This window comes from Planctomycetota bacterium (assembly GCA_035574235.1).
Classification (GTDB): domain Bacteria; phylum Planctomycetota; class MHYJ01; order MHYJ01; family JACPRB01; genus DATLZA01.
Genome location: DATLZA010000148.1, coordinates 15,236 through 34,579, shown reverse-complemented (window position 1 = coordinate 34,579; position 19,344 = coordinate 15,236). Strand labels below are relative to the sequence as shown.

At 69.4% G+C, this 19,344-nt stretch carries 14 protein-coding genes and 1 tRNA gene; 9 read left to right on the top strand and 6 right to left on the bottom strand.

The window, feature by feature from the left end:
* A partial coding sequence (locus tag VNO22_13765; GenBank protein HXG62438.1) for a tetratricopeptide repeat protein occupies positions 1-1,342 on the top strand: 1,342 nt, incomplete at its 5' end.
* Positions 1,343-1,352: 10 nt separating this feature from the next.
* On the opposite strand, the gene metH is transcribed toward VNO22_13765, so the two are convergent.
* Positions 1,353-4,781 carry a methionine synthase gene (metH, locus tag VNO22_13760; GenBank protein ID HXG62437.1) on the bottom strand — a complete coding sequence of 1,143 codons (3,429 nt, stop codon included), beginning with the start codon at positions 4,779-4,781 and terminating at the stop codon, positions 1,353-1,355.
* Positions 4,782-4,974: 193 nt separating this feature from the next.
* Here metH and VNO22_13755 point away from each other — a divergent pair, with 193 nt between their 5' ends.
* The gene (locus tag VNO22_13755) at positions 4,975-5,616 is read left to right on the top strand and encodes a hypothetical protein (GenBank protein HXG62436.1); all 642 of its coding nucleotides are present in this window, start codon (positions 4,975-4,977) and stop codon (positions 5,614-5,616) included.
* Positions 5,617-5,641: 25 nt separating this feature from the next.
* Here VNO22_13755 and VNO22_13750 read toward each other — a convergent pair whose 3' ends face one another.
* The gene (locus VNO22_13750; protein HXG62435.1) at positions 5,642-5,950 is read right to left on the bottom strand and encodes a hypothetical protein; all 309 of its coding nucleotides are present in this window, start codon (positions 5,948-5,950) and stop codon (positions 5,642-5,644) included.
* Between the two features lie 101 nt (positions 5,951-6,051).
* Here VNO22_13750 and VNO22_13745 point away from each other — a divergent pair, with 101 nt between their 5' ends.
* The 5 genes from VNO22_13745 (at position 6,052) to treZ (ending at position 13,779) form a co-directional block, all read left to right on the top strand.
* Complete coding sequence (locus VNO22_13745) at positions 6,052-6,705, top strand: class I SAM-dependent methyltransferase (protein HXG62434.1); 654 nt, start codon at positions 6,052-6,054, stop codon at positions 6,703-6,705.
* A 19-nt stretch (positions 6,706-6,724) separates the two neighbouring features.
* The gene (locus VNO22_13740) at positions 6,725-8,110 is read left to right on the top strand and encodes an SGNH/GDSL hydrolase family protein (protein ID HXG62433.1); all 1,386 of its coding nucleotides are present in this window, start codon (positions 6,725-6,727) and stop codon (positions 8,108-8,110) included.
* A gap of 4 nt (positions 8,111-8,114) precedes the next feature.
* Entirely contained in the window at positions 8,115-8,948 is an 834-nt protein-coding gene (locus tag VNO22_13735; protein HXG62432.1) for a sugar phosphate isomerase/epimerase family protein, read from the top strand.
* A gap of 95 nt (positions 8,949-9,043) precedes the next feature.
* Positions 9,044-11,902, top strand: a complete 2,859-nt coding sequence (treY, locus tag VNO22_13730) for a malto-oligosyltrehalose synthase (GenBank protein HXG62431.1) — start codon at positions 9,044-9,046, stop codon at positions 11,900-11,902.
* Complete coding sequence (gene treZ / locus VNO22_13725) at positions 11,899-13,779, top strand: malto-oligosyltrehalose trehalohydrolase (protein ID HXG62430.1); 1,881 nt, start codon at positions 11,899-11,901, stop codon at positions 13,777-13,779. Before treY ends, treZ begins: the two co-directional genes overlap by 4 nt.
* A gap of 42 nt (positions 13,780-13,821) precedes the next feature.
* Here treZ and VNO22_13720 read toward each other — a convergent pair.
* Positions 13,822-13,894: transfer RNA gene (locus tag VNO22_13720), tRNA-Ile, on the bottom strand.
* A 95-nt stretch (positions 13,895-13,989) separates the two neighbouring features.
* Here VNO22_13720 and VNO22_13715 point away from each other — a divergent pair.
* A complete protein-coding gene (locus VNO22_13715; GenBank protein ID HXG62429.1) occupies positions 13,990-14,508 on the top strand; it encodes a hypothetical protein in 519 nt (172 codons plus the stop codon).
* 31 nt (positions 14,509-14,539) lie between these two features.
* Here VNO22_13715 and VNO22_13710 read toward each other — a convergent pair whose 3' ends face one another.
* On the bottom strand, positions 14,540-16,288 hold the full coding sequence (locus VNO22_13710; GenBank protein HXG62428.1) for a PDZ domain-containing protein: 1,749 nt from the start codon (positions 16,286-16,288) through the stop codon (positions 14,540-14,542).
* A 163-nt stretch (positions 16,289-16,451) separates the two neighbouring features.
* Between VNO22_13710 and VNO22_13705 the strand changes: the two genes are divergently transcribed.
* Positions 16,452-17,312 (top strand): tetratricopeptide repeat protein, encoded by an 861-nt coding sequence (locus VNO22_13705; protein ID HXG62427.1) that lies wholly within the window; start codon positions 16,452-16,454, stop codon positions 17,310-17,312.
* A gap of 140 nt (positions 17,313-17,452) precedes the next feature.
* Here the strand turns inward: VNO22_13705 and VNO22_13700 are convergent, their stop codons facing one another.
* Positions 17,453-18,484 carry an FHA domain-containing protein gene (locus VNO22_13700; GenBank protein HXG62426.1) on the bottom strand — a complete coding sequence of 344 codons (1,032 nt, stop codon included), beginning with the start codon at positions 18,482-18,484 and terminating at the stop codon, positions 17,453-17,455.
* Positions 18,481-19,302, bottom strand: coding sequence for a serine/threonine-protein kinase (locus VNO22_13695; GenBank protein ID HXG62425.1), 822 nt, complete (start codon positions 19,300-19,302; stop codon positions 18,481-18,483). Before VNO22_13695 ends, VNO22_13700 begins: the two co-directional genes overlap by 4 nt.
* Positions 19,303-19,344 lie beyond the last annotated feature (42 nt).

Sequence of the window (19,344 nt, the reverse complement as noted above, 5' to 3'; positions counted from 1 at the left end):
GGAGTTCGCCCGCCAGGCCCAGGAGGCGTTCCGCGCGGGCCGGTACGACGAGGCGATGACGCTCTGGGACAAGGCGCTCGCCCTGGATCCCGAGGATCCGGACGCCCTGCGCGGGTGGGAGGAGGCGGCCGACCGCGGCCGCTCGGAGCGGCAGGAGCGCGAGCGGGAGCGGAGGCTCCAGGAACAGCTCATCCAGAAGAATCACCGGGAAGCGGAGATCCTCCTCCGGGCGGGCAAATACCAGGAGGCCCTCAACCTGACCTTCCAGATCCTGGCGTTCGACCCGAACGACGCCGACGCGCAGCGCCGCCGGCGCCTGTGCGAGGCGGAGCTCGAGAAGGAACGGGCCCGCCAGGAGGCCCTGCGGGAGGACTTCGATCAGGTCCTGCGGGCCCGCCAGGAGCAGGAGGAGGCTCAGAAACGTCAGCGCCTGGCGCGGATCGCCGCCTTCGGCGATTACGAGAAGGCCCGCGAGGCGGTCGAGGCGGCCGCCAGCATGCGGCTGGCGGCCGACGGCCTGACGATCGCCGACGTCCTGGCCCGGCTCCGGGAGGCCCGGGAGGCCCTGGGGCGGGCCCTCGAGAAAGATCCCACGTACGCGGAGGCCTACCACTACCGGGGCCAGGTCAAGCACCGCATGGGGGAGTACGATCTGGCGGAGCGCGATTTCATAGAAGCGCTCAAACACAGCTCGGACTCGGGCCCCGCGGCGTTCGGGGCGGCGGTTTCGCAGCTCGCGCTCTACATGCTCCAGGCGCACGTTCCCTACGCCCCGGAGGGAAGGCTCCAGACGCTCGATCCGGCCGCGCGCGACGCCGCCCTGGGGCGGATGCTGGCGTGGGCGCGTCAGGCCTCCTCCGCCGACAACCGCAACGAATTCCAGCGGTGGTGCGCCAAGGCGCTCATCGAGCTTCACCAGGCCCAGTATCTCAAGGCGGAAGAGACGCTGAGGACGGTGGAACGCGAAGGGCGATCGAGCTACTTCTGGCACTTCCTGATGGGGTGCATCCGGATGGAGCGGGGCGAATGGCGGGCGGCGCACCAGGAGCTGACGCTCGCCCTGGACCTGCGGCCGGCCTCCCTGGAGGCGCTCTTCCTCCGGGCGGCCGCGCGGTTCCGGACCGAGGATCTGGCCGGGGCGCTCGAGGACGCCCACCGCGCCGTCGAGGCCGCCCCGAAGGATTCCGCGATCGCCGCCCTCGTCTATCTCCTCCGGGCGCACATCCTTCAGGAGCTCTCCCACCCCCAGGCCGTGGCCGACCTCCAGCACGCCACGCGGCACGCCCCCGCCCTGGCGCCGAAAATCACGCCGCTGCTGAGCCGCTGGACGCGCGGGCGCTGATCCCCTCCGGTCACGAGGCGGCCGACGCGTTGAAGTATTCCGCCTGAGAGTGGTGGAAGACGAGCGCCGACACCGAGGCCTCGGGGTCCATCATGTGCCCCTCCGTCAGACGCACGCCCACGTCCTCGGGCCGGAGCAGCCGGAAGAGCTTCTCCTGGTCGGCGAGATTCGGGCACGCCGGGTAGCCGAAGCTCACCCGGATCCCCTGGTATTTCGCCTGGAAGCGGTCGATCATCGTGAGCCCCGGCGGATCGGGGAATCCCCACAGCGTCCGGAGATCCCGGTGGAGCTTTTCCGCGAAAGCCTCCGCCGCCTCGATCGCCAGCGCCTGGAGCGTGTGAGACAGGAGATACTCGCCCCGCCCTTTGAGCTCCTCCGCCCGTTCGCGGATTCCCCCGCCGGTCGTCGTGACGAAGAAGCACACGTAGTCCGGCCCGCTCCCCGCGGGGCGCACGTAGTCCGCCAGGCACAGGCCGTCCCGCCGCGGCTGGCGGGGGAAGTCGAACCGTTCCAGAAGCCTTCCCGCGGGATCGTAGACGGAGAGGGTGTTTCCTTCCGAGTCGGCCTTGAAGAACCGGTAGACCCCGCGGGCGCGCATCCACCCGGCTTCACACCGCCGCATCACCTCGCGGACGACCTCCTCGATCTCGAGGAACTTCGGATCGCGCTCCGCCTCCAGGCGCGCCACGGCGCCTTTGAGGCCCAGATGCTTCGAGTACAGGAACTGGCGGTTGAGATAAGGCCAGATCGCCCGGAGATCCGGGACCTCGACCACGTGGCGCTCGAGGTCCGGCGGGACCCGCACGGGTTCGTCGGCCCGCACGAGGGCGGAACGCACCGCGGGGGCCGCCGCGGCGGGGGTTTCGGCGGCGGCGACGCCCTCGTCCAGCCGACGCGCTTCCTCCTCGAGCCGCCGCTCCAGCGCCGCCCGCCCCTCGGGGCTCATGATCTGGTTGGCCAGCTCCAGGCCCTGCATGGCGTCGCGCGCGTAGGCCACGAGCGCCCCGTAGGCGGGACGGATCCGCGTGTAGGCGAACTTCTTCGTCAGGGCCGCCCCGCCCACGAGCAGCGGCAGCGCGATTCCCGCAGCGCGAAGATCCTGCGCCGTCAGCACCATCTGCTGCGCCGACTTCACGAGAAGCCCCGACAGCCCGATCATGTCGGGCTTGTGCTCCTGGGCCGCCCGGATGAGCTCCTCCGGGGGCACCTTGATTCCCAGGTTCACCACCGAGTAGCCGTTGTTCGAAAGGATGATCTCGACCAGATTCTTCCCGATGTCGTGGACGTCCCCCTTGACCGTCGCCAGGATCATCCGGCCCCGGTTCTGAGCGTCCGACTTCTCCATGAATTTCTCGAGGTGCGCCACCGCGGCCTTCATCGCCTCGGCGGACTGCAGCACTTCCGCGACGATGAGCTCGTTGTTGTTGAAGAGCCGGCCCACCTCGTCCATTCCCTTCATGAGCGGCCCGTTGATGATGTCCAGCGGCCGCGTCGTCTTGAGCTTCTCGTCGAGATCCTCGAGGAGGCCTTCTTTCGTGCCCTCGATGATGTAGCGCGCCAGGCGCTCGTCGAGGGAGAGCTTTTCCGCGGTCGCCGCCCGCGCCGTCCGGCCGCGGAATCGGGCCGCGAAGGCCCCCAGGGGATCCGGACCCCGATCGAAAAGGAGATTATCGGCCAGGACCCGTTCCTCCTCCGGGATCGAGGCGTACCGGACGAGCTTCTCGGTCGAGACGATGGCGAAATCGAGCCCGGCCTTCGTGGCGTGGTAGAGGAAAACGGCGTTGAGGACCTCCCGGCCCGCCGGCGGAACCCCGAACGAGACGTTGGAGATCCCGAGGACGGTCCGGGTTCCCGGGAAGCGCTCCTTGAGCGCCCGGACCGCCTCGATCGTGTGGCGGGCGGAGCCCTGGTAGGCGCGGTCGCCGGAGGCGCAGGGGAACACGAGCGGGTCCCACAGGATGTCCTCGGGCGCGATCCCGTACGCGCCGGTCAGCAGTCCGAAGCTCCGCTCGGCCACCTGGAGCTTGCGCTCGAGGGTGACGGCCTGTCCTTCCTCGTCGATCAGGCCCACGACGAGGGCGGCGCCGTAGGCGCGGGCCAGCGGGCAGATCTTCGCGAAGCGGTCCTCGCCGTCCTCGAGGTTGATCGAGTTGATGATGGACTTGCCCTGGCAGTAGGTGAGGGCGAGTTCGATGGCCCGCGGGTTGGTCGTGTCGATGACGAGCGGGGCCTTGACCATGCGGATGAGCCTGTCCAGGAACGCCGCCGTGGCCGCCAGCTCGTCGATTTCCGTGTGCTGGAGGTTGACGTCCAGAATGTGGGCGCCGGATTTCACCTGCCGGCGTCCGATTTCGGCGGCCTTCTCGTACTCGCCGGCCATGATGAGCTCCCGGAACTTCCGGGAACCCGTGACGTTGGTCCGCTCGCCGATGAGGAGCGGGCGGTTCGATTCCTCGCAGGGCACGTAGTCGATGCCGCTGACGTGGGTGAGCCGCGTCCGCGCCGGGACGCGCGGGCGCCCCGAGCGGGCCACCCGGGCGATCTCGCGCACGTACTCGGGCGTGGTTCCGCAGCAGCCCCCGATGAGGTTCACCCACCCCTCTTCCACGAACCGGGCCAGCGTCCCGGCGACCATGGCCGGAGTCTCGTTGTAGCGGCCTTCGGCGTCCGGGAGGCCCGCGTTGGGATAGCAGGTGACGAAGCATCGCGCCAGACGGGCCAGCGTGCGGAGGTGATCGGTCATGAACTCGGGGCCCGTGCCGCAGTTGAGGCCCACCGAGAGCGGGGCCGCGTGCTCGATCGAGGCGTAAAAGGCCTCCACGCCCTGGCCGGCCAGCATGGTCCCCATGGGCTCGATCGTGGCCGAAAGCATGAGCGCCACGCGGAAACCCGTCTCGTCGAACGCGCGCGAAATCCCGAGGATCGCGGCCTTGACGTTGCGCGTGTCCTGCGCGGTTTCCACGAGGAGCGCATCGACCCCGCCGCGCAGAAGCCCCACGGCCTGGCGGCGGTAGGCCTCAACGAGTTCGGAAAACGTGACCCCGCCGGTCACGGTGATGGTCTTCGTGGTCGGCCCCATCGAGCCGGCCACGAACCGGGGACCCGGGAACCGCGCCGCGGCCTCCCGGGCCACCCGCGCGGCGGCCTCGTTGATCTCTTCCGTCCGATCGGCCAGCCCGTACTCCCCCAGGACGATCGGCGTGCCGCCGAAGGAGTTGGTTTCCACGATGTCCGCGCCGGCCTCGAAGTAGGCGGCGTGAATGTCGCGGATGACGTCGGGCCGGGTCAGGACGAGAAGTTCGTTGCAGCCCTCGTAGTCGGCGCCGCCGAAATCCTGGGCCGAGAGGTGGCGCGACTGGATCATGGTCCCCATCGCGCCGTCGAGGACGAGGATCCTCTCCGCCAGGAGCGCTTCCAGCTCCCGTGAAGATTCCCGCAACGGCAGTGACCGGTTGAAGGGCAGCGGTGTCCTACTCCCCGGGCGAATGGAAGGTCGCCCCGCCCGGCCTCCCCCGGAGCGGGGAGGCGCGACACGCGGAAATGTATCCGCCGGAGGGCGGTTTTTCAAGCGCCTCCGCAACGGGAGCGCGGAAAGTCGGGAACCGTTTCCTGCCGGGTTGCGTCCAAGGGGCATGAAAACGTTCTGCCTGCTCCTGGCATTGGGGTGCTGGCCCGGCGTCGCCCAGGATACCTGCGGATGCGGGGGATGTGCGGGGGGCCACCTCACGGCTCTCGGGACCTGCCGGTCGTGCGGTGGTGAGATTCCTTCCCGGACGGATCAGCTGTGCCGTTCTTGTGGGGAAGCCGGCAGGGCATGCGTCCACTGCGGCAAACCGCTGCCCACCCTGATCGTTCTCGTGGGGGAGCTTTCTCTCGTGGACAAGCAGCCGCGAACCGACCTGACGTATCATGTCCTCGTCTTGGAGAACGGTCGCCGACAAGGGATTTACAGCCCGCACGGGCGCATTCCCCGTCAGGGACGGGTGCTTCTGTGGGTGTGGCCCAAGGATTCCGACACGTGGATCGTTCGGGAGGCGCATCCGCTGGATCCCCCGGCGGCGGACAAGAAGGTCCAGGTGAAGGCGACCACGCCGGTCCATTGGAGGCTGGACGGCGAGGGGGAGTCGGTCCCGGGGCCGGCCTCGGTTCCGCAGGACGGGACGTGCACGGTCCGGCTTCCGGCGGCGCCGGGGAGAACCTATCGGATTTGTGCGGACGGAAAGGTGATCATGAAGTGGCGGTACGGGAACGGCCGCTGGGAAGAAGTGCCGTAGGAATCGCGATTCGAGCGGGCAGGATCTACTCGGGACGGGCGCTCGGCTCGAACTCGAGGAGCGAGGAGGGGTCCTTCACGATCTCCGCGATCGCCCGGAGGAAACCGGAGCCCGCCAGGTCGTTGGCCGCCGTTTCGTCTCCCTTGAGATCGCTTCCGGAAGCGTGAAGGTCGCGTTCCTCGTGAGGCACGCGTTCCCAAGGGTGGAATCTCTCTTCCAGGGTGCGACGGATCAGGCGATTGAGCCATCGGTCCGGATCCGGGGCGCGCCCGGTTTCCTGAGGACCCAGGAGGAGGGCGGCCGCCAAGCAGGACGTCGCCGGAAGGAGGTGCATCGGTTCCTCCCTTAAAGACGTCCGGGAGGGCCCGGGCGTTGCGGGGCCGGGGATGTTTTGAGTTGGCGCGGCCGGCGCGGCGCGGTATGATCGGGCCTCCGATGGACCCGCGCGTCATCGCCAAATACCAGAGCCGGGAGGGGGCGGAGAGTTACAACGAGCTCTACGTCCGCCGGTGGCACAAGCGGCTCTCCCATCGCACGGAAGTGCGCGTGATCCGCAAGGCCTTTTCGTATGTGGAAGGGCCCATCGAGTGGTTGCTCGATCTGCCTTCGGGCACGGGACGGCTCTTCCCGACGATTCAGGGCTATGCGCGCCGGCATGTGGAGACGGACGTCTCCTTCGAAATGCTTCGGCTGGCGCGGCGGAACCTGGCGGCGTGGCGGCCTCATCTCGTGCAGGCGTCGGCGTTCCATATCCCGTACCGGGACGGCGCGTTCGATTGCGTTTTTTCGGCGCGCCTCTTCCATCACGTTCCCGACCGGGAGGAGCGCCACCGGTACATCCGGGAGCTTTGCCGGGTGAGCCGCCGGTGGGTGGTGATGACCTATTTCCATACCTGGTCCCTCAAGAACATCCTCCGGCGCCTCCGGCGGCCGTTCAACCGCAAGCGCCCCAAGGTCACCATGACAACGGGTGAACTGCGCGACGTGGCCGGACGCGCGGGATGGGACGTGGTCGCCTCGATTCCGCTTTCGAGGCTCTTCTCCGGCCATCACTACGCGGTCCTGCGCCGCCGGTCCGGCCCGGCGTAGGCCTTTCAGGGAGGCGCGCATGCCCGACACGCTGGCGCTTCTGGCGGTTCTGCTTTTTCCGCAGACGGAGTCTTACCCGCCCCCGACGACGCTCGGACCGGTCGAGACCTACGGCGCGCGGATCCAGCGGACGATGAGCCTCCTGGCCGAAAGCACGCCGCGGAGGCGTTCCACCGTGCGTGTTCTTTTCTACGGGCAGTCGATCACGGAACAGGCCTGGTGGAAGGAGGTGGCCGAGGACCTGCGGCGCCGCTTTCCGCACGCGAACCTCGTCCTCGAGAATCGGGCGATCGGCGGCTTCGCCTCTCAGCTTCTCGTCAAGACGGCGGAAACCGATCTTTATCCCTTCTACCCGGATCTCGTGATCTTCCACGTCTACGGATCTCACCTCGAGTACGAGAACATCATCCGCCGGCTGCGCGAGCGGACCACGGCGGAGATTCTCCTCCAGACGGATCACGTCACCCGCGACGAGGATCTGACCGAAGAGACCGATCCGGCGCGGCTTACCCCGGCGAACTGGAGCGCGTGGATGAACCATGTGTTTCTCCCCTCGATCGCCCGCAAGTACGGGGCGGAGCTCGTGGATCAGCGGCGGCTCTGGAAGGAGTACCTCCGGGCGCACAGGCTTCCCGCGGCGCGCCTGCTCCGCGACGCCGTCCACCTCAACGCGCACGGCTGCTATCTCATGGCGGAGATCGTGAAGGCCCACCTGCGCCACGATCCGCGGCTTTCGGACGGCTCCTGGAAGGAATGGGTCCGGACCTACGAGGTGGGAAAGGACCTGTTCTGGAAGGACGGCGCGCTCGCGCTCGAATTCGAGGGAAACCGCGTGGATGCGATCGTCGCGCCGGGCTCGGCGGCCCCGGTGGCGGTGCGGATCGACGGACGCAAGCCCTCCGAGTTTCCCGAGCTCTACGGGCGGACGCGGACGACGGCCTACCCGGGATCGATCTGGCCGTGCCTTCTGCGCGTGACCGCGGACAAGCCGCCCGTGGTGGAGGAGTGGACCCTGACGCTGACGGAGATCTCCGAGGACCTCCAGCGGTTTCGGTTCCGCGTGGAAGGATCCCGGACGGGGCCGGACGGCGAGGGGAACGGATCGGAGCGTTTCGTGTCCCGCTCCGGGAGGGTCGTCATCGACCCGGCGGACTGGAACTTCGCGTACGCGCTGAAAGTCTTCGGTCGCAAGATCGACGCAGGCTTCCGCATCCGCTGGAAGGTCGTCCCTTTCTTCGTCGACGAACTCGTCTCTTCGGGAGGGACGGATCCGGCCGTCGAGACCGTCGTGACGCTGGCGCAGGGGCTGCCCGGGGGACGCCATCGGCTGGAGCTTCTCGGCGGAGGGCCGCAGGCTCCCGTGCGGGCGCTCCGGGTCTACCGGCCGCCGCTTTACTCGAAGTGAGGCCGTGTATCTCGCCTACAACACGAACGGCCTGGCGCATCATCGGCTGGAGGACGCGCTCCGCCTCCTGGCCGATCTGGGCTACCGGGGCGTGGCCCTCACGCCCGACGCGGTTCACCTGGATCCCTATCGGACGGCCGAGCGCGAATGGGAGGCGGCGCGGGCGCTTTTGGAACGGCTGGGCTTGCGCTGCGTGGTCGAGACCGGAGCGCGCTACCTGCTGGATCCCCGCCGCAAGCACTGGCCGACGCTGGTGACTCCGGACCCGGAGGCGGCCGGGCGCCGGATGGATTTTTACCGGCGGTGCCTGCGTCTGGCGCGGGCCCTGGGGGCCGAGGCGGTGTCGATCTGGAGCGGCGCGGTCGAGCCCGGGGACGCTCCGTCGGCCGCCTTCGACCGGTTGCTGGCTCGACTTCCGCGGCTTCTGGACGAGGCGGGCGCGTCGGGGCTTCCGCTGTGCTTCGAGCCGGAGCCGGGAATGCTCGTGGACGGTCTGGCGCGCTATCGGGAGCTTCGCCGGAAGCTGGGGCGGAGCGATCTCTGGACCACGATCGACGTGGGGCATCTGGTGGTGACGGAGCGGGGGGCGCCCCACGAGTACCTGGCGGAGTTCGCGGAAACGCTCCGGAACGTGCAGCTCGACGACGCGCGCCCGGGCGTGCACGAGCATCTTCCGCCGGGCCGCGGGGTGGTGGACTTCGCCGCGGTCTTCCGCGAGCTGCGGCGTCTCGGATACGCGGGTCCGCTGGCCCTGGAGCTTTCGCGGGACAGCCATCGCGCGGCGGAGGCGGCGGAGGAGGCGCACCGGGCGCTCGCGCCGCTCCTCGAAAAACTTTAGGAGTTCCGCCCGGCGGGGTCTTTACAGGCCCGGGGCCGCGCGGCTATCTTCGGCGTATGTCCTCCCCGGATTCTCCGCCCTCGGCGCGCATTCCCGTGGCGACCTACCGGCTGCAATTCAACCGTCACTTCACGCTCCGGCAGGCGGCGGACCTCGTGCCCTATTTGGCGGAGCTCGGGATCAGCGACCCGTACGCCTCGCCGCTTCTGGCGGCGCGGCCGGGCAGCCTTCACGGCTACGACGTGGTGGACCCCACCCGCCTGAATCCCGAGTTGGGGACGGAAGAGGATTTCGAGGCTCTGGCCCGGGAACTCCGGCGCCGCGACATGGGGCTCGTCCTGGACATCGTGCCCAACCACATGTGCGTGGCCGATCCCTCCAACCGCTGGTGGGCGGATGTCCTGGAGAACGGCCCGAGCTCCCCTTACGCGCGCTATTTCGACATCGATTGGCATCCTCCGAAGGCGGAGCTCGTCAACAAGGTGCTCCTTCCCTTCCTGGGGGATCAGTACGGGCGGGTCCTCGAGAACCAGGAGCTGCGGATCGTCTTCCAGGCGGGAGCGTTCCTCGTGGCGGTGTACGACAAGCTCCTTCCGCTGGCGCCGCGGAGCTGGAGGCGGCTTCTGGAGCCGGCCCTGGACTCCCTGCGCCGGTCCCTCCCGGAGCACGATCCCCACCGCATGGAACTTGAAAGCATTTTGACGGCCCTCGAGCATCTGCCGGGTCGCGACGAGACGCGGCCGGAGAAGGTCCGCGAGCGCCTGCGGGAAAAGGAGGTGATCCGCCGCCGGCTGGCCGCGCTGGTCGAGGCCAGTTCCGACGTCCGCGCGGCCGTGGATCGTTCCCTCGAGGAGGTCAACGGGCGCCGCGGGGATCCGCGCAGCTTCGACCGCCTGGAGGCGCTTCTGGAGGATCAGGCGTATCGGCTCTGTTTCTGGCAGGTGGCCGCCGACGAGATCAACTACCGGCGCTTCTTCGATCTGAACGAGCTGGCGGCGATCCGCGTGGAGGATCCCGAGGTGTTCGAGGCGGTGCACGGGGCGGTTCTCGAGTACGTCCGCCGCGGCTGGGTGACGGGTCTGCGGGTCGATCACGTGGACGGCCTCTACGACCCCCTGGCCTACCTGCGCGCCCTGCAGGAGGCGGCGGCGCGGGCGCGGGGAGCGGCCGAGGATCCCGCCCGTCTCGCGCTCTACGTGGTCGTGGAAAAAATCCTCATGCGGGACGAGCGCCTCTCGCCGGACTGGCCGGTCCATGGAACGACGGGATACGATTTTCTCAACGTCCTGAACGGCCTTTTCGTCGATCCCCGGGGGGCGGAGGCCCTGGGGGACTTCTACCGCCGGTTCGCCGGCGGCGCCGCGGACGTCCGGGAGGCGCTGGCCACGTGCAAGAAATTCATCATGCACGTGTCGATGGCCAGCGAGCTTTTCATGCTGGCGTGCCGCCTGGACGCGATTTCGGAGCAGCACCGCTGGTCGCGGGACTTCACGCGGGAGAGCCAGCGGTTCGCCCTGCGCGAGGTCGCGGCGTGGTTCCCCGTGTACCGGACCTACATCCGCGGCGAGGGGGAGGCCATTTCTCCTGAAGACCGCCGCCACGTCCGCGAGGCGGTTCTCGAGGCGCGGCGCCGGAGTCCCGCGACAAGCCCCTCCCTTTTCGAGTTCATCCGGCAGGTGTGGCTCCTGGAGCATCCCGACGGCCTCACCGAGGCGCAGCGGGAGGAGCGCCGCCAGTTCGTCATGCGCCTCCAGCAGTTCACGGGTCCCGTCATGGCCAAGGGACTCGAGGACACCCTCTTCTACCGGCATTTTCCGCTGGCCTCCGCCAACGAGGTGGGGGCGGAGCCGGGGCGGATGGCGGCGTCCCTGGAGGAGTTCCACGCGCGCAACGCGGAGCGCGTGATCTCCTGGCCGCACGCCCTGCTGGCCACCTCCACCCACGACACCAAGCGGAGCGAGGACGTCCGGGCCCGACTCAACGTCCTCTCGGAGATGCCCGGCGCCTGGGCCGAGGCCGTCGAGCGCTGGCGCCGCCTGAACCGGCCGCACAAATCGATCGTCGAGGGACGCGAGGCGCCGGACGCGAACGAGGAGTATCTCTATTACCAGACCCTCGTCGGCGCGTGGCCGCCGGGCGCCCCCTCCCCGGCCGAACGGGAGGAGTTCGCGCGGCGGATCGAGGAATACATGGTCAAGGCGCTCCGGGAGGCGAAGCTCCACACGAGCTGGATCACCCCGAACGAGCCGTACGAGGCCGCGGCGCGGGAGTTCGTCCGCCGCACGCTCGATCCGGTCGCCTCCGCGGCGTTCGTGGCGGATGTGGCGTCGTTCCAGGCGCCGGTGAGCCGGGCGGGGATGCTGAACGCGCTCTCGCAAACCGTTCTGAAGATCGCCTCGCCCGGCGTGCCGGATTTCTATCAGGGGACGGAGATCTGGGATTTCAGTCTCGTGGATCCGGACAACCGGCGGCCGGTGGATTATGAGCGCCGGCGGGCGCTCCTGGCGTCGCTCCGCGACGAGGAAGCCGCCGCCCCCGAAGGCCTGGCCGCGCGGCTTCTGGCGCGGCCCGAGGACGGCCGCATCAAGATGCACGTGATGCGGGCGTCCCTCCGGTTCCGGGGCGCGGCCCGGGAGCTCTTCGAGCGGGGAAGCTACGTGCCGCTGGCCGTCTCGGGAACCCGGGCGGCGCACGTGTGCGCCTTCGCGCGGCGCCTGGGGACCCGCGCGGCGGTGGTCGCGGCGGGCCGGTTTTTCCTGGCGCTGGGGGCGGCGGAACGCCCCCCGGTGGGACGCGGAGCGTGGGGCGACACGGCGTTGATGCTTCCGGCGGACCTGGTCGAGAGGAGCTGGCGGGACGTCCTGACCGGCCGGCGGATTCCGGCCGGACCGAGGACGGCGCTGGCCGACCTTTTCGCGGAGCTTCCGGTCGCGCTTCTGGAGGCGGTCTCGTGAGCGGGGACGGGACGCGGGTTCCGGGCGCCGCCTGGCTCGGAGAGGAGCGGTGCCGGTTCGTGGTCTGGGCGCCGGACCGGGCGGTCGAAATCCACCTGCTCGGACCGCGCGAACGGTGGGTGCGGCTCGTGCCGGCCGAGCGGGGCTACCACGCGGCCGTCGTCGAGGGAGTCCCTCCCGGGACGCGCTATCGGATCCGCGTGGACGGGCGGGAGGAGCGTCCGGATCCGGCGTCCGCCTTCCAGCCGGAGGGGGTGCACGGCCCGTCGGAAGTGGACGATCCCCGCTTTCCGTGGACCGACGCCGGTTGGTCGGGCCTTTCGCTCGATCGCTACGTGATCTACGAGATTCACGTGGGAACCTTCACCCCCGAAGGCACGTTCGACGCGGCGATTTCGGAATTGGACGGCGTGCGGGACCTCGGCGTCACGGCGGTCGAAGTGATGCCGGTGGCGCAATTTCCCGGATCGCGCAACTGGGGATACGACGGGGTATTCCCTTATGCCATCCAGAACACCTACGGGGGGCCGGCGGGTCTGCGGCGGTTCGTGGATGCCTGTCATGCGCGCGGGCTGGCCGTGGTCCTGGACGTGGTTTACAACCACCTGGGGCCCGAGGGCAATCCCCTCTGGGGGCTGGCGCCCTATTTCACGGAGGCGTATCGGACGCCCTGGGGGGCGGCGATCAACTTCGACGGCCCCTGGAGCGACGAAGTGCGGGCCTATTTCATCGAAAACGCCAAGCGCTGGATCCGGGATTTCCACGTGGACGCGTTGCGCCTGGACGCGGTGCATGCCATCGTGGACCCTTCGGCGCGGCCCTTCCTCGGGGAGCTGGCGGACGAGGTCCATGCGCTGGGGCGATCCCTAGGGCGGCGGGTGTATCTCATCGCGGAGAGCGACCGGAACGATCCGCGCCTGGTGGCGCCCCCCGAGCGCGGCGGGGACGGTCTGGATGCGGTGTGGAACGACGACTTTCATCACGCGCTTCATGCGCTTCTCACGGGCGAGAGGGAGGGCTACTACCGGGACTTCGGCACCCTGGGGCAGCTGGGGCGCGCCTTCACGGACGGATTCGTCTACGCGGGGGAATACTCCGAGTTTCGGGGGCGTCGGCACGGGGCTTCGTCGGCCCGGGTGCGCGGGGAGCAGCTGGTGGTGTTCGCCCAGAACCATGATCAGGTGGGGAACCGTCCGAAGGGGGAGCGGCTGGCCGCGCAGGTGTCGTTCGAGGAGCTGAAGTTGGCGGCGGGCGCGGTGCTTCTGGCGCCGAACGTGCCCCTCTTTTTCATGGGGGAAGAGTACGGGGAGACGGCGCCTTTTCTTTACTTCGTCAGCCATGGGGATCCGGGCCTGGTGGAGGCGGTCCGCCGCGGGCGAAGCGAGGAGGCCCGTCGATGGGGGGTCTCCGAGGGGATTCCGGATCCTCAGGCGGAGGAGACGTTTCTCCGCAGCAAGCTCGATCGGACGCTGGCCCGCCGTCCGGCCGGGAAGGCGCTCCGGGAGTACGTGCGTGCGTTTCTCGAGCTTCGCCGGCGGCTGCCGGCCCTGGCGCGGCTGAACAAGGAAGCGACTTCGGTCCAGGTCCGGGAAGCGGAGCGGGTGCTCCTGGTGCATCGGGCGGCGGGAGGGCGGGCGCTGGGGGTGCTCAATTTCGCGCGTGCGTCCCGGCGGGTCACGCTTCCGGCGGCGGGCGGGCGATGGGCGAAGGAACTGGACTCGGCGGATCCGCGTTGGGGCGGGCCGGGGACGCGCGCGCCGGAAGGGCTGGATCTCGCGGCGCCGGCGGAGGTGGATGTCGCCCCGTCGAGCGTGGTGGTTTATTCGGCTCCCGAGCCGCCGGTGGAGGGATGGGCGGGGGCGGTTTCGGGAACCTGATCCGCGCCGTCCCGCGTCGCGACGAGACATCGCGGGCCGAGGTGGGCCGGGCGGGACTCGAACCCACAACCAAGGCCTTATGAGGGCCCTGCTCTGACCGTTGAGCTACCGGCCCGTTCGAGGGCGAGGGGCGCGATTATAGCAAAAGCCTTGGAACGGGAGAGCCGAAAGGGGGCTGGAAACCTTCCGCGCGCGCTATAATGGGCAGGTATGCTCGACACGCGGGGGCTCGTCATCGGAGAGCTGGCGGTGCGGGAGCGGCTTCTGACGCGCGACCAGCTGGACGAGATCGTGGCGCTCCAGGCGAAAGGACGGTTCGCGCAACCCCTGGGCGCTCTCATGCTGGAGCGCAAGCTCCTCACGCCGGCGCAGCTGGACGCCCTTCTCAAGCGCCAACGCCAGGCGATCGAGGATTACGAGCGCCATCTTTCGGTGAGCGGCCTTTTCGGCCGGATCGCCATCCAGCTCGGCTTCATCAAGGAAGCGCAGCTCGCCGAGGCGGTCCGGCGGCAGCTCGCCCTGGACTACGAGGGCCGTCACGTCCGGATCGGGCAGATCCTCCTGCGGATGAAGGCGATCACGCCGTCCCAGTTCTGGGAAGTGATCCGCGCCCAGGGCAGCTTCAAGTGCGGCTCGTGCGGTCACCTTCTGGACCGGCCCCGCATCGAGCGCGCCTCGATCCTTTGCGAATCCTGCGGGAAGCCCGCCCTCGAGCTCGACGAGGGATAGCGCCCGCCCTCGGGGGGCGTTCCGCGGGCGCTCATTCGCTTTTTCCCTTCCGCTTCTCCTGCCACGGCCTCCACAGCCAGCTCTCGTAGGCGTCCTTCTGGGCGGGACGGGCGTCCTTGACCTTCCGGATCGTCCACTGGAGATTCTCCTTGCGGCCGAGCGTGACCGGGATCTCCTTGAGGAATCCGTTGCGGAAGACGGCGATTCGGACGCGGTCTCCGGGGGCGTAGTCCTCCAGGCGCTTATCGAACTCGTCGGGATTCACGCGGGCTCCGTCCAGGGCGATGATTTCGTCCTTGGGGGAGAGTCCCTCCCGCCAGGCGGGGGAGCCTTCCAGGACGGAGGCGACGGTCAGGGCTCCGGCGCTCTTCTGGGTGGTGATCCCGAGCCACGGCCGTTCGGGGCGCCGGGGTTCGCCCTCCTCCGGCTTGCGGGGTTTCTTCTCCAGGCGCAGTCCGGCGACGCCGAGGAAACGGTTCCAGGGAATGTCGGCGGTGCCGTCCACGTAGTCGGCGAAGAAGCGGTCGAGGTTTCCCGCGAAGCGTTCGCAGGTTCGCTTGAACTCCCCCTCCGGGAATCCGCGGCCCTCGCGGCCGTACTCCTCGTACAGGGTGCGGAAGACGTCGTCGAGGGAGGCGCGCTGGCGGGTTCGCCGCCGGATCTCCAGGTCCAGGCACAGCCCCACGAGCTCGCCCTTTTCGTAGTAGCTCATCTGGCAGTTCGGGGCGTTTTCGTTGGGCTGGTAGAGCTTGATCCAGGTGTCGAAGCTCGATTCGGAAAGGGATTGGCGTTTGCGGCCGGGTTTCTCCTCGTACTTCTGGATGCGCTCGGCGATGCGCTTGAAGTAGGTCTCGGGCGTAAAGAGCCGGGCGCGGCAGGGAACGAGCGTGTCGTAGTAGCTCGTCAGGCCTTCGAGGACCCACAGGAGGGTCGTATAGACCTCGCGCTCGTAGTCGAAGGGCCCGAGCATCTCCGGCCGGATGCGCTTGACGTTCCAGAGGTGCCAGAACTCGTGGGCCACGAGCTCCAGGAAGTTGTCGTATTTCTCGCGGGGCCGGTAGCCGGTGGGCGGGTACTGGAGGGACGTGGAATTGAGGTGCTCCAGGCCCCCGCCGCGGTCGGGCGCGTGATGCAGAATGAACGTGTAGTGGCGGTACGGGATGTGGCGGAAGATCGAAATCTCCGTGGCTACGATCCGGCGGATGTCCCGGACCAGGCGGTCCTCGTCGTAGTTCCCGCGGCCATGGATGACCAGCCGGTGGGGGATGCCGCGCACCCGGAAAGAGCGTTCCCGGAACGTGCCGATTTCCAGGGGGCAGTCCACGAGGACGTCGTAGTTGGGCGCCGTAAAGAGGCGGCCGCGGCGGTCGAGGCCCGTGGCGATCTTCCACCCGCGCGGGGCCCGGACCTCGAGCGTGACCGGGGCGTCCTTGTGGCCGTCCGCGTACACAAAGACGCTCGCGCCGTTGACGTAGCCGTGCTCCGCGTCCAGGTGGGAGGTCTGGACGGAAAGCTCGAACGCCCAGACGCGGTACTCGACGGTCACGTCGCCGCCGGCGAAGACCCGCCAGCGGCTCTTGTCGAGCTTCTTCCAGGGATGAGGTCCGGCCGAGAAGTCCTGGACGTGGCGGGCGAAATCCCGGACCTTGTAGGACCCCGGCGTCCAGACGGGCATCACGAAGTCCGTGAACTCTCCCGGAGCGCTCCGCACTTCCACACGGACGTGGAAGAGGTGGGACTGAGGCTCGGGCATGGAAAGGACGTAGTGCACGCGGGTCATCGAGCGGCCTCCTGGAAGGAGGCCAGCTTAGTGGGAAACGGCCGCGGAGGCAAGAAACGGCCTTCCAGGGGCCTGTTCCCCGGGCGTCCCTTATGCTAAACTGAAAAGGGAGGAACTTCCGGCCCGCGCGGTCGTCCAACCTTCAGGAGGCATGAAGAACGGCATGAGCGCGCGCGAAGGAGAAGTGACCCGGGTTCTCCGGCGCATCGCGCAGACCCTGGATCGCGGCAAGTACGACGAGGCGCTGCGGGACCTCCTTCATCTGTCCGAGAAATACCCCGACGCCGGGGAGATCCGGCCGCAGATCGCGGAGGTTCTTCTTCGCCGCGGAGAGTCCCGCGCCCGCAAGGGGCGGCTCCGCGAAGCCCGGGACGATTTCGAACGGGCCCTTCACTGGTCCCGGCGCCCGGCCGCCCTCGTGGCGCTGGCCCGCACCCTTATGGCCGAGGGGAAACTCGACCGGGCGGACGAACTCTTGAACGCCGCCCTCGAGATCGACGACCGTCACGGCCCCACGCACGAGGCGATCGGGCATCTCCTCATGCGATGGGAGGAATACGCCGAGGCCGCCCGCGCCTTCGAGCAGGCGCTGGGGCTGGGCCATGCCACGCCGGAACTCTACCGCGCTGTCTGGGACGCCTACATGCGCCTTGGGCGCCCCGAGCGGGCGCACGAGCTGCTCGTGGAGGGCGCCGGGCGTTTTCCCGACGACGCGGCGCTCCAGGCCGCGGCGGGGGACTCCTTTGTCCTGGCGCACGGGGATTCCGACGCCGCCCGCCCGTATTGGGAACGGGCCGTGGCGCTCGATCCCCGGAACGCCGGCGCTCTGTTCAGCCTGGCCGCCGACGCGGCCGGCCGCGGGGATCGCGCGGTCGCCCTGGAGTTCCTCCGGCGCGCGGCCGCGGCGGACCTGGAGTCGGCCCGCCGCCGCTGGCGCGAAGATCTGGCTTCCCCCCTCTCGAAATTCGCGGACTTCGCCCGCGATTCCGAGTTCCGCGCCGCCCTCGGCTGGGTCAACGACTGATCCCGGCGAGCGGTGACCTATTCTGTCACGGGATGGTTCGATACTTCAGGTCGAAGGGTTCACACGACCCTCTCTCCTCAGAGGCCGAATCACTTCCCCCGATTCGGCCTTCTTTTTTTTAGGGGAGCCGCGGCCCGCCGTCACCGGGCCGGCGGAGGGGAGGACGGCGCTTCCAGAAGCCCCAGAACCTTGAGCTTTTCGTCCAAAGTCGCCCGCGTGAGTCCCAGGAACTTCGCCGCCGCGTCGAGATTCCCGCCGTGGCGCCGGAGCGCCTCCACGGCGCACTCCTTTTCGAAGGCGGCGCGGAGGTCCGGGAGCGGCTTTTCACCGAGCCCGTCCAGCGGATTCGGGCGCCCGAGCTGAGCCACCCGCATCGCCGCAAAGGACGAGAGCGCCGCGGCGAAGCGAAGATCCGCCCGCGTGAACCGCGGATGTTCCTCCGGCGCGGCCAAGGCTGCATCCAGATAGAGAAGGCCGTGGAACCTTCCGGGGGTCGCCAGCGGCGCCGCCAGAATCCCCACCGCCTGACCCGCCCGCGGAGGGCGGCGCAGGATGTCCCGCGCCAGGATCGCCGCCCGCTCCCGCTCCAGCCGCGCCTGAAGGACGCTCGAGAGGAAAAACTCCTCCCCCGCCGGCGCCTTCCGCGCCATCGGCCGCAGCGCCCCCGACGCCTCCTGGAGCATCACGAATCCGCGCTCCGCCGGAAGCGTCGCCAGGCACGCTTCCAGGAGCCGTTTGGCCACGTCCCGCTCCGCGTCCGCCGCGACGATCGCCGCCGCCTGCCGGAGCAGGGGCTCCAGGCGCGGATCGGGCTCCCCGAGCGGCGCGAACGGATCCGTACACGTCGCCAGAACCCGGGCTCCCCGCGTGGGCTCCGCCGGCGGCTCCCCCGGGGGATCGAAAACGAGCACGTGCTCGCCGATCTCGACCTCGTCCCCCGGCGCCAGGGTCGCCTCCTGCACCGCCCGCCCGTTCACGTAGATTCCGTTCCGGCTGTCGTTGTCCCGGATCACCATGGAGTCCCCGCGCCGCTCCAGGCGCGCGTGGATCCGGGAGACGTGCCTGCCCTCCAGCCGCACGGCGCACGCCTCGCCCCGTCCGATGGAGGCGAGCTCCGTCACCTCGAACGACTTGCCCCGCAGGGGGCCCTCCACGGCGACGAATCGGCTCATGGCGAAAGCATCGAAAAGCAGTCCGACGCCCGCCGCGCCCAGCCCTCCAGCGCCTCGGCCAGCTCCTTCGCCGAGGCCCAGCGGCGCGCCGGGTCTTTCTCCATCGCCTTCAGGACGATCGCCTCGAGCTCCGGCTCCGCCTCCGAGGGCCGCGGCGGAGCCTCCCGCAGCACTTTCTCGAGGATCTCGATCGTGGACCGGCCGGCGAACGGGGCCCGGCCCGTGACGGCCTCGTACAGCACCGCCCCTAAGGAATAGACGTCCGTGCGGGCGTCGATCACGTCATGAAGTCCCGCGGCCTGTTCCGGGCTCATGTAGACGGGCGTCCCGGCCGTCCGGCCCGCCTCGCCGGACGGTCCCCCCGGCCGCCGCGCCATTCCGAAGTCCGTCAGCTTCGGCGAGCCGTCCCCTTTGAGCAGGATGTTCGAGGGCGTCACGTCGCCGTGCACGATTCCGTGGGCGTGCGCGTGGTCCAGCCCCCGCGCGACCGCCGCCACGATCCGCGCGCTCTGGCGGGGCGTGAACGCCCGGCGGCGGATGGCGCGCGCGAACGGAGGCCCCTCCACGTACTCCAGGACCAGGTAAAACTTTCCGAGGTCGCGTCCGACGTCGAGCACCCGCACGATCGCGGGATGCGACAGCCGCGCCATGATGAGCCCTTCGTGCACGAACCGGTCGGCAAATGCGGGATCCCCGGCCCACCGATCGGCCAGCACCTTGAGCGCCACAATCGTGCCGCCCCGCTCGGCCTTGTAGACCGTTCCCATCGCGCCGCGGCCCAGCTCGCCCAGGATGCGGCATCCCCCCAGCGCTTCCATGCCCCCCATTATATCCGCCCGCCGCTGGCGACCCCCTTCGGC